Raw genomic sequence first — 10,389 nt, forward strand, 5'->3', positions numbered from 1 at the left:
TGCAGGCGTCTGTCGGAGGTCGGTGGGACCTTGGGTGGTGCCCATCACTTCGCGAGGGGGAAGCCGTGACCGATGTCGTTGAGGGCCGGATCGTGCCCGTCTTGATGTTCGAGGGTCGGGCGCAGGAGGCGATCGACCTGTACACCGCTGTCCTGCCTGATGCCAGGGTGGCCGGTGTCCACCGCTACGGTCCGCAGGGGCCCGGTGACGAGGGGACGGTCCTGCGAGCCGTCGTCCTGATCGGCGATCGGCCCGTCGTGCTCATGGACAGCCCCGTGCACCACGAGTTCACCTTCACCCCTTCGATCTCCTTGTCGCTGACCTGCCAGGACCGCACGGAGATCGAGCACCTGGTCGGTGAGCTGGGCAGGGACGGGCAGGTGCTGATGCCGTTGGACTCCTACGGCTTCTCGACGGCGTACGCCTGGATCAACGACCGCTTCGGGGTCTCCTGGCAGCTCACGCTGCCTTGAGCGCGCTGCGAGCGGGAGGTCCCCGCTGACCTTGGATGCGACGTCGGGCAACGGCGCAGCACGCTGCACTGCTGGCGCTGACGCCGACGGGTGGCCGGTACGGGGGGCCACCTCGCGTCTGGGGACGAGCGCGGACGGCGGGATGACCGTGAAGTCGCGCGACGAGAGGTAACAGGCCTGGTGTCCGCTGTCGTCAGTGCTGGTTGGTGCTCTCAATCCATGATCCTGGTTGCCAGGGCGGCCCCAATGGGTGTGAACCGCAGCACCGTGGCCGCTGCGAGCAGCGCGGCGATGAGGAGGTGCACCATGGCGCGGAGCCGGGCGTACTGGGTCCGGGCTGAGCGGGCGACGTAGGCGCTGATCACAGCGGTGGGTGCGGTGACGAGGGCTCCGAGCGCTGCCGCCAGCGCGCCGGTCAGGTGCAGCAGCGCGCCTGGGACCCCGGCGCCGGCCGGCCGCAGAATTTTGGGGTCGTGGGCTCCGCTGGTCAGGGCGGCGGGGCAGGTGGTCGTCGCCGGAGGAGATCGACCGGCGGTGGGATGAGATGGGCCTGGTCCGTCAGTTCCAGCAAGCCCGGGAGCAGGGCCGGGAGATGACGGCCGACAACTGGCCTACGCCCTGCTGGCGGTAGCGGCCCGGTACGCCGAGCACCGCGACTACCAGGCGAAGTGGAGGTCGTGGACCCCGTACGGGGACCTGTGGCCCGGTGGTCTCACCGACGGCCCGCTGCACCAGTCAGTCAGTTCCTGCGCAGACAGGCATTGGTCGGACCAAGCATCCCCGGCGTAGCGGCCCACGAGCCGCCCTCGCGAGGAGGAGTGGACCGGATCCCGGCGATGTGTCCGATCGTGCCGGTCCCGTTCGTCAGGATGACGACTGCACCACCGAGACCGGGAGGCATGCCGAGATGGCCCGCTACGTGTTCCTCATGTACGACGCCGAGGACTGGTTCGACACGGTCGACGAGCAGGGCGTCACCGACGAGATGCGCCTGCACGACGACTTCATGGCCGCGGTCAGTGCTGCCGGTGCCAGCGTCGTCGCCGGCGAGGCGCTCGAGCGCTCGTCGTCGGCCAGCACGGTCCGCCGCGGGACCGCCGGTGCGCTCGTGACCGACGGCCCGTTCGCCGACACGAAGGAAGCGCTGGGTGGCTTCTACGTCATCGACGCCCCCGACCTCGACGCGGCGCTGCGCCTCGCGCAGCTGTGCCCGGCCGGAACCGTCGAGGTGCGACCCGTCATGGACCTGCCTGACGCCTGATGACGGCGATGGACGAGGTGTTCGGCTCGGCGTGGCCGGTCGTCGTCGCATCGACGGCCCGGCTCACCCGGGACCTGGACCTCGCCGAGGATTGCGCCCAGGAAGCCGTCGAACGCGCGCTGCGCAGCTGGCCGGCAGGCCCGCCGGACAACCCGGGTGCCTGGCTCACCACCACCGCACACCGCATCGCGCTCGACCGGCTGAGGCGGGAGGCGACGCTGCGGCGCAAGTTCCCGCTGCTGGTGGAACGACCTGGCGAGGACGAGCCGGAGCCGACGGACCCGCTCCGGCTCGTTTTCACCTGCTGCCATCCCGCGCTGGCCCTCGAGTCGCAGGTCGCGCTCACGCTGCGACTCGTGTGCGGGGTGGACGTCGGCACGATCGGGGCGGTCCTCCTCACGGGAGAAGCTGGCACCGCCCGGCGGATCACCCGTGCCAAGCAGAAGATCGCCGCGGCGCGGATCCCGTTCCGCGTGCCGTCCGACGACGAGTTGCCGGCCCGGCTGGACGCCGTCCTCACCGTGGTGCACCTGGTGCACACCGCCGGGCACCGCGGCTCACCCGAGGACCCGCGGACCGCCGAACTGACCACGCGCGCCACCGCGCTGGCCCGCGTGCTGGTCCGGCTGTTGCCGGGCGAACCCGAGCCACGGGCGCTGCTCGGCCTGATCCTGCTCACCCAGGCCCGAGGGCCCGCCCGGACCGACCCCGAGGGTGACCTCGTACTCCTCGCCGATCAGGACCGGTCCCGCTGGGACCGCGCGCTCGTCCGCGAAGGCCTCGCGCTCACCACCACCGCCTTGCAACGGGGGCCGCACGGGCGCTTCGCCCTCCAAGCAGGCGTAGCCGGGCTGCACGCCACAGCGCCCACCTGGCAGGCGACGGACTGGGCGCAGGTCGTGGCGACCTACGATGCGCTCATGCGGGTCTGGCCCTCCCCGGTCGTCGCACTCAACCGGGCGGTGGCCCGGAGCAGGCCGGCCGACGCCGACCTCGCGGCGGTCCTGCGCGAGATCGACGCCGTGGCCCCGGGGTTGGCCGGGTACCCCTACCTCCCCGCTGCCCGGGCCGACGTGCTGGCCCGCCTGGGCCGGGTGGACGAGGCCGCGAAGAGCTGGGCCGAGGCCGTGGCGCTGGCGCCGAACCCGGCCGAGCGCCGGTCCCTCGCCCGGAAGGTGGCCCAGCTCGCCGACCGGGGAGCCGCGGGAGACCGCACCGGCGGCGACCCGCCCCTGTGCGATCACGTAGGGGCCGACAGTCAACCGTGAGCACGTCGGGAGGGCGCGGAATCCGCAGCCCGTGGCACCTGTGGGTCGTCGCGATTCGCCGTGGTGGTAGGCCACGTCCAAGGGTCACCCCTGGCGCGGCCCCACCGTGGTCTGGGTGGCCTCCATGGTGGGGATCCCACCTCCGCTCGTCGTAGAGGACGCGCTGTGGATCATTGCCGCCTTCAAGGTCGGCATCTCGGTTGCTCCAGTACGTGCCTGTCATGCAGGGCGTGGTCGGAGTCTCGTGCAGATCGACAAGTCCGTGAAGTCGCCGGCCGGCCTGTGATCGCGCCCGGAGGGCGCCATGAGCGCGAGAGGGGTTCAGTGGCTGGGGAGGGCTAGGACGAGGGTGTGGGCAGCTTCGGGCAGCCCTGCTCGCGGCCAGGAGATGGTCAGGTGTACGCGGCCATCAGCAGGTACCTCATCGATCCAGTAGCTCGCCTCCATGGTGAAGCGGGCCTCGCCAGTGGCGGTGTCTTCGAACGTGCGGATCGAGGAGGTCTTGGGCTGGACCTGGTCGGCGAGGTCGTTGAGCGCCACGCGCAGCACCGGCTTGGAGCCCGCAGGACCACCGCCGACCGAGCTTGCATCCGCACGGGGGTCGTCGAGCAGGTGCCGAGGGGTGCTCTGGGTGCGGGTGCCGTCGGCGCGCAGGTGCAGCATCAGGCCGGCGGGCTGGGCGTGGGCTTGGACGTGATCCAGTTCAGCGCGGATGCCGGGTGCCTGGCTGAGCAGCAGTGGGCCGTGCACCGCCGCGCCGGCGTCGCTCGGCGGGATGGCGGGGACCCAGCGTCGCGGCATGGCTCCACCCTCGATGCGATCACGTCCAGAGGCAACGCCCTGAGATCGGCAGATCCGGACGGCCAACGACGTCCTGGCCGGCGGGATGACCGGTAGATGCTGCGGGGCTACTGCTCCACTCGGTAGGTCAGGGCCAGCTCGTCCCCGGCCTGGCCGCGGATGCCCCAGTCGTGACGCGGTGTCTCCACGATCGTGATCTCCAGGTCGATCGCCTCGATGCTCAGGTGTTCGGCGAAGTCGCGGTAGAGGCGCTGGTAGAACGCCTTCTTCGTCGCCACGCTGCGCCCGGTGAACATGAGCACTTCGATGACCGTGTACTTCTCGCTGCGTCCCTCGGGGGTGGGGAAGTCCTCGGCGCTCATGGGGAAGAAGCGGTGGAAGCGCTTGGTGGCGGGCAGGCCGAGGACGTCGACGGCGGCGGCGTGGACGACGTAGGACAGGAGGGTGCGCAGCGGGCGCAGGACGTCGTCTCGGCCGTAGATCTTGAACTGGGCCACGGCGGGGGTCTCCTCGGGTCGGCCTTCGCGGGCCGGCGGGAGCAACGCCCGTACACCCGCTGGGGCGGGGTGTGCGTCGGTGAGGACGTGCCCGGCCTAGGAGCCGGTCCACCACTGCTGGCGTGTGCACGTCACGGCGATCATGAAAGTCACCGTAGCGGGCGGGGCAGCGCTCGTCACGCGATCTGCGGGATGACCGAGCGGTCCTGGCCGGTCCGGGTGACCGCCGTGGCGCGGCACGAGCGCACGTTCCCGGCGGTGGTCGTCCTGGCATGGTGCAACGGTGCGCAGCAAGGGTGTGGACCCCAGGGACGTCAGCTTCGAGGTCGAGCAGCCGGTCTACCGCGTCTACTTCTGGCAGCGCACGGGCACCGGCTACGCGTTCCCGCAACGATCCGGCGCCGACCTCGGGCCGGCGATGGAGTACCCCTCGTACGCCAGTGACGAGCACCGCCTGCACGAAGTCCGCGACGTCGAGGAGGTGCTGACGTGGGCGCGGGCGCATGCTGCGGGGCGGGTGTTCGTCGTGTACGCCGAGGTGCGGGAGTGGACCCCGGCTGGTGAGCGGTGCGGGTTGCTGCGCCTGCACGGTCAGGACCCCGACGACGCTCACTCGCGTCCGGCACCCGATCGGACGGCCACGGCACGGTCGGCGCCCCCGGGCACCGACGTCGATCCCGCGTCGCTGTGACCGAGCGGTCCTGCGCGGTCACGGCTCGAAGCGAGCGGCGCGGTGCCGGCAGCGAGATCAGCACGTGCGCTGATGGGGGGTACGCGGTGACGAGCGACGGTCGAGGTCGACAGCAGGAGCACGACACGGGTGACGGAGACGACGGTGCTGCGGTGCGGGTGGGGGGCGACGACGGTGACGGTTGTGACGACGAAGCAGCCACCGCGTGGCCTGGAACCTGCCAGGTCAGCGCCATGAGTGCGGGAACGGCGGTGGGCGTTGATGACTGAGGTGCCGTCGGCGGAGGCGTGGCTCAGACGTCGAGGAAGCCGTCACGGGCCTGATCCACGGGCGGCAGCATCTGCGCTTCGTACTGGTCCACCAGGTGGGCGTCGGGGTACTGCGGACCGAGGATGCGACCCAGTTCGTCGAAGAGGGGGACGCGCCGTCGCAGCCGCACTCCGGGGCGTTCGGGCACCGTCAACGTCAGTTCCAGGACGGTGTCGGGCCAGGACCCGGTCAGGCGGTGCTCGACGTCCCGGGCTCCCACCTGCTGCCACCGGCCGGCACGCTCCTGCACCTCCTGCAGCATCTGCTGGGCGTAGGAGTCCGCCTCCAGCGGGCGCAGCTGCAGCGGCCGGCAGTGCTCGCTGACGTCGAGGGATCCCGCGGGCAGCAGGTCGGTGCGCGAGCGATCGGAGGCGTCCAGGGCGATCACGTCCACGGGGTGCTGCGCAGTGCGCGGTGTCCACGTGCGCGGACGGCGCGCCACGGCAGCGACCAGGCGGGTGCCGCAGGCGCTGACGGCCTCGATCCAGCCGTCACCGAGGTCCCACGAGGCCAGCACCTGCTGCGAGGTGTCGCGTGCGCTCACGACCGGGCGCGTCCAGGAGCGACCCGCGGCGGGCGGGTGTTCGCTGGGCTGCGTGAACCACTCCAGCGTTGCCCCGCGCGCGATCGGCCCGTAGCCACGCAGGTCCTGGGAGAACAGGGACGACGGGTCGTCGGCCGGGGGTGGCTCGAACCCCTGCGGCAGGGCGTGCTCGTCGGTCAGGGACCGGGGTGGTTCCTCCTGCCACGGCAGGAGGTACCAGCGGGTGTCGCGGTTGACGCGGTCCTGCGTCTCGTCCCAGCGGCGCAGCCCGTAGCCGTCCCCGACGGCGGCCACCAGCAGCCCTTGCGGGCTGGCGTGCAGCGCCTGCACCCCGCGGTCCATCGCGACGGTGAGCACCCGGCCGTCGGCGTCCACCCGTCGCAACTGCCCGAAGCCGAGGAAGGTGCGCGGCTGCTCGCCGCGGCGCACGTACTCCGCCTCCGGTGCAGGGGTCGCGCACCAGGCGACGCCCGGTCCGCAGGCCGCCAACCGCTGACGTGCGGCGTGGTCGGTGGGTCCACCGACCCATCCGGCGGCGGCGATGCCGTCGGTGCCGATGCGCACGACGGGTCCGCCGGATTCTTGCTGCACCCACAGCGAGGTGCCGTCGCCGAGCACCACCGGGCGTGCGTGCACCGCCGGCGGGGGCACGGCCGGCCAGGAGACCACGCGCCGCACCCGCCCGTCGCGGGGGTCGAGGACGGCGGCCACCGGTTGGGAGGTGTCCACCGCCCACAGGCCGGAGTCGAGCTCGATCAGCCACCCCGGGCGCAGGAACCTCACGGGTCGATCATGCGCGGCGTGGTTGCGAGGCGTCCACCGTGTTCGGGCCATTCTCCGCCTCCGGTTCGGGGAACGGAAGCGGTGATCGACTCACCGATGACCGGCTCTTCGGATCTGCGGGTGGGTAGGCGAGCCTGACCGTCACTGAGTCGCTCCTCGACTTCACGGTCATGTCGAAGTGCGAGCGTTCGAGAAGGGGGTCGGACCGCTTGCGCGGTCTCGACGCTGCCCGTGGTGGCCACGAGCGTCAGCGACTCCTCGAGCCCCTCACAGGTGGGTGAAGTACCGGTCGTACCAGGTGCGACCGCTCCCGTGCTGCGCACTCAACGGGCCGCTGCCGTCGTACGGCTGCCACAACGGGTCCTCCGGCACCAGCAGGTACCTCAGTCGGGCCAGCACGTTCCGGACACGGTCGGCGTCCTGCGGGTCGATGAGCTCGTCGGTCTGCGCATCGATTCGCGCGCCCGTGTTGCCCACCGCGCACACGACCATGTCGCCGAAGTTGCTGACCACCAGCATCAGCTGCTCCCCGGTGGCCGTGGCCTGGGCTGGGATGCGGATGACGCCGTGGTGGCTGGCGTCTTGGAAGTGGCGGTCCACCCTGCAGCGGTGGGCGAAGGCGGCCTCCAGGTCCCGCACCAGCTGCTCGAAGCGGGTGCTGACGGCGTCGGCGTCGAAGCCGGCCGGATGCTCGAGGTGCTCGTGGTCGTCGAGGGCGTGCAGCAGGGTGCGCAGCCGCGGCACCTCCACGTGCGGTGGGCCAGGAGCGTGCAGTCGCTTCAGCACGGGTCCACCCTGCCCCAGCGCCTTCGAATGCTCCGGTCGACCACCGACACGCACATCCGGTCATCACGCTGGCCGGTGAGTCGCTGCTAGCCGAAGCGACCGCCTCTGTAACGGTGGTGACACGTACTGGTGTGGGTGCTCACCAGGAGCCGCCCGGACCGGAGACTGATCATGCGCGACCACGACGCCGAGGACCTCAAGGACGTCGAGACCGACCTCGACAGCCTGCTGCGCAACGCAGCACCACCCTCACTAACCCCCCGGCAGCAGCAGGCGGCATACACCCACGCCTGGGACAGCGTCACCACCGCCATGATCAACACCCCAGCGACCCCAGCCAGCACCCGGGCAGCCACTGCGCCCAGCACCTCGACGGCTGCCCCCGCCGGCACCGCGCACGAGCAGGCCGCGCGACGGGCTCGTCGCCTCGACGTCGTCACCGCCCAACAGGTCCACGCCCGCCGCCACCGCCGTCTTGCCCGGGCTGGCGCCATCACCCTGGCCGTCGCGCTGGCCGGAACCGGCACCGCCGCCGCCGCCACCTACCTCGCCACCCGCACCGGGCAGCAGAGCGCCGGCTGGGAGGCCACCGCCGCCGGCCCGGGGGAGCTCCTGCGCCAAGACGGCAGCGACTACCTCGACGTGGCCCACCAGCTCAGCGCCGACATCCCCTTCGCCCCCACCCATCAAGCCCAGCGCCAGGCGCAGTTCAGCACCGGGATGCTCGCCCCTCAGGCCGACGGCCAGATCAGCACCAGCGCATTGCGCGCCCAGGTCGCGCAGAACGCCATCTGCACCTGGGCTGACGCCTGGATCGCCGCCGACACCACCGGCGACAGCACCGACAGCACCGCCCGCCAGACGGCCGGTGACACCCTCACCGCGTCGCTGACCTGGACCGCGGTCACCGACGTCGACCCCCACCCGAGCCCGACCGGGGCCCTGGGTGATCAGGGTGCACAGGCTGAGACCCGCTTCGGATGGGTACCCGCCATCGCTGCCGCCGCAGCGACCGGCGACCACCGCGCGGTCCTGGACGCAGTCACCGACAGCGGACGCTGCGACCCGCAGCTGACCCCGGCACTCAACGCCGACCCGGCCTACCAGGGACCGACTCGATGACTCACCCTGGACACCTCCCCGCACCTCACCCCACGCCCCACCCGGTCACTGCCGAAGTGGACACGCAGGCGGGTGCGGAGGCCGAGCGGTTCGAGCAGTTGTTCCGCGCCACCCGCACCGACGTCCTGGCCTACCTGAGCCGACGAGTCGATGCAGGTGAGGCCGGCGACCTGCTCGCCGAGGTCTACCTCGTGGCCTGGCGACGCCGGGCCGACCTGCCCGCAGGACGTGAACGGTTGTGGCTGTTTGGCACCGCCCGACGGCTGCTGGCTCAGCACCACCGCGAGCAGACGGTGCACCAGCACCAGCCCCTGAGCGAGGAATCGGCCCAGCGACGATCGCTGCTGGTCGATGACCAGATCGACAACGACTCGGCCAGCAGCGGCAGCCCGTCGCGGACGGCTGCAGCGGTGCGCGACGCCTTGGCCGGTCTGGTCGAGCTGGACCGAGAGCTCATCACCTTGACGGCCTGGGAGCAGTTGAGCACCGCAGATGCAGCGCGAGTGGTGGGCATCAGCGCCACCGGCGCCCGGGTGCGTCTGCACCGGGCCCGTCGTCGTCTCGCTGCCCACCCGCAGCTCCGTCGTCTCCTGGGCGAGGAGGCCATCACCACGGCCGACTCTTGGTGGCCCCGACCCGCCACCGATCAAGGGTGAACGACCTCACGGTCATCCCGCGGACATCGCGCGCTTGCGGGGTGGAGATGGGCAGCCATCAGGTGCCGCGCCCACGGTCAGGTGTGAGCAGCCGCCGGCAGCAGAAGGTCGTCCTGAGCGAGTCGCTGCACCGCCAGCACTGGCTCGACGGGCGTCTGCACCGAAACCGAGCACGCCATCCGCGCACGCCGACCCCGCCAGCTCAACGTGGTACCAGCAGGGCTGGCGTAGCTCACCAAGACCAGATGACCACGTACATCGACCAGCGTGCAGTCCCCGCTCAGGCGACGGCGTGCCGTCTCCGGCGGCGGCGTCGCCGTGCTTGGCCCGAACGACCACACGATCTGGGTGATCCCCCGGCTCAAGACCTCCCCCTGGACGAGCCCGGCCAACTCGACACCGTGCGGGACCAGCAGCAGGCGCAGCACGGAAGATCGCTCAGCCGCCCGGCGCGGTGAGCGCCCGGCCCGCACATCTGCAGGGGTAGTGCCTGCTCGCGGGGCGCAGGCACCGACCCACAGCGGCTGCAGCTCTCGCCCGTCCGCCCCGTGCAGGTGCACAGCACCCACCGGAGGGAGCTGCTGCGATACGGCGCGCTCGAGCTCGTCAGGACGCAAGGGTTGGTCCTCCTCGAGGAGGGGGCGGGCGCCCGTGCTGCCGCGGCGCGAGCGGCGGTGCTGCTGCGGTTGCGGTGGCTGCAGGCTCGCGAGCAGGTCCTGCACGGCGGCGGGCAGCGGAAGGCCCGTGACCACACCCAAGGTGGAGGCGGCCGGTTCCCAGGTCTGGTCCATCACCGTCCTCCGTCCTCGATGAGCTGCGCGTTTGAGACAGCAGCATGGGCGAGCCGCGCTCCGGGCAACGACCGGGCCTCACCCACTTCACGGTCATCCCGCGATCCGCGCGCTATCACCGCTGGTAGCGACCCTCGGCCGCGGGGTAGCCAGTGGTCTGCCGCGGCCCAGCCCATCGAGCCAGGTCTGCCTTCCCACCCGCAGATCCGAAGAGCCCGATGACCACTCGCACTTCGACAAGTCTGTGAGGTCGCCGGCCGGTCATGATCGCGCCCGGAACGCGGGATGACCGTGAAGTCGTAGACCCGCCGTGATCGCGCTCAGATCGCGTTATTTGTGGGTGATGGTCTCGGTGGGTAGGCGTCCGAGGCGGGGTAGGAAGCGGCCGGTCCTGGCCGCGTAGGAGT

Annotated in this window: 12 protein-coding genes; 7 read left to right on the plus strand and 5 right to left on the minus strand. The window is 71.6% G+C overall.

Going from position 1 to position 10,389, the window contains the following annotated elements; genetic code table 11:
* Positions 1-65: 65 nt before the first annotated feature.
* From ACRYR8_RS04665 to ACRYR8_RS04680, 4 genes are all read left to right on the plus strand, one after another.
* The gene (locus tag ACRYR8_RS04665) at positions 66-473 is read left to right on the plus strand and encodes a VOC family protein (protein WP_432482912.1); all 408 of its coding nucleotides are present in this window, start codon (positions 66-68) and stop codon (positions 471-473) included.
* A 907-nt stretch (positions 474-1,380) separates the two neighbouring features.
* Positions 1,381-1,734 (plus strand): YciI family protein, encoded by a 354-nt coding sequence (locus ACRYR8_RS04670; protein ID WP_432482913.1) that lies wholly within the window; start codon positions 1,381-1,383, stop codon positions 1,732-1,734.
* Complete coding sequence (locus tag ACRYR8_RS04675; RefSeq protein WP_432482914.1) at positions 1,734-3,002, plus strand: RNA polymerase sigma factor; 1,269 nt, start codon at positions 1,734-1,736, stop codon at positions 3,000-3,002. The genes ACRYR8_RS04670 and ACRYR8_RS04675 overlap by 1 nt, the downstream gene beginning before the upstream one ends.
* Positions 3,003-3,117: 115 nt before the next feature.
* Complete coding sequence (locus ACRYR8_RS04680) at positions 3,118-3,288, plus strand: hypothetical protein (RefSeq protein ID WP_432482915.1); 171 nt, start codon at positions 3,118-3,120, stop codon at positions 3,286-3,288.
* A 35-nt stretch (positions 3,289-3,323) separates the two neighbouring features.
* Here the strand turns inward: ACRYR8_RS04680 and ACRYR8_RS04685 are convergent, their stop codons facing one another.
* Both ACRYR8_RS04685 and ACRYR8_RS04690 read right to left on the minus strand, forming a co-directional pair.
* Positions 3,324-3,803: a hypothetical protein gene (locus ACRYR8_RS04685; protein WP_432482916.1), complete on the minus strand. Its 480-nt coding sequence runs from the start codon at positions 3,801-3,803 to the stop codon at positions 3,324-3,326.
* A 107-nt stretch (positions 3,804-3,910) separates the two neighbouring features.
* Complete coding sequence (locus ACRYR8_RS04690) at positions 3,911-4,300, minus strand: tautomerase family protein (RefSeq protein WP_432482917.1); 390 nt, start codon at positions 4,298-4,300, stop codon at positions 3,911-3,913.
* 283 nt (positions 4,301-4,583) lie between these two features.
* Here ACRYR8_RS04690 and ACRYR8_RS04695 point away from each other — a divergent pair, with 283 nt between their 5' ends.
* Positions 4,584-4,991 (plus strand): hypothetical protein, encoded by a 408-nt coding sequence (locus ACRYR8_RS04695; RefSeq protein WP_432482918.1) that lies wholly within the window; start codon positions 4,584-4,586, stop codon positions 4,989-4,991.
* Between the two features lie 292 nt (positions 4,992-5,283).
* Here the strand turns inward: ACRYR8_RS04695 and ACRYR8_RS04700 are convergent, their stop codons facing one another.
* Positions 5,284-6,627 (minus strand): hypothetical protein, encoded by a 1,344-nt coding sequence (locus ACRYR8_RS04700; RefSeq protein WP_432482919.1) that lies wholly within the window; start codon positions 6,625-6,627, stop codon positions 5,284-5,286.
* A gap of 267 nt (positions 6,628-6,894) precedes the next feature.
* A complete protein-coding gene (locus tag ACRYR8_RS04705; RefSeq protein WP_432482920.1) occupies positions 6,895-7,413 on the minus strand; it encodes a hypothetical protein in 519 nt (172 codons plus the stop codon).
* A gap of 171 nt (positions 7,414-7,584) precedes the next feature.
* On the opposite strand from ACRYR8_RS04705, the gene ACRYR8_RS04710 reads away from it, so the two are divergent.
* Positions 7,585-8,535: a hypothetical protein gene (locus tag ACRYR8_RS04710; protein ID WP_432482921.1), complete on the plus strand. Its 951-nt coding sequence runs from the start codon at positions 7,585-7,587 to the stop codon at positions 8,533-8,535.
* Between the two features lie 56 nt (positions 8,536-8,591).
* Positions 8,592-9,191, plus strand: coding sequence for an RNA polymerase sigma factor (locus tag ACRYR8_RS04715; protein WP_432482922.1), 600 nt, complete (start codon positions 8,592-8,594; stop codon positions 9,189-9,191).
* A 77-nt stretch (positions 9,192-9,268) separates the two neighbouring features.
* Here ACRYR8_RS04715 and ACRYR8_RS04720 read toward each other — a convergent pair whose 3' ends face one another.
* The gene (locus tag ACRYR8_RS04720) at positions 9,269-9,985 is read right to left on the minus strand and encodes a hypothetical protein (RefSeq protein WP_432482923.1); all 717 of its coding nucleotides are present in this window, start codon (positions 9,983-9,985) and stop codon (positions 9,269-9,271) included.
* Between the last annotated feature and the right edge of the window lie 404 nt (positions 9,986-10,389).

The sequence above is a fragment of the Kineococcus esterisolvens genome, from assembly GCF_050871405.1.
In the GTDB taxonomy this organism is placed as follows: domain Bacteria; phylum Actinomycetota; class Actinomycetes; order Actinomycetales; family Kineococcaceae; genus Kineococcus.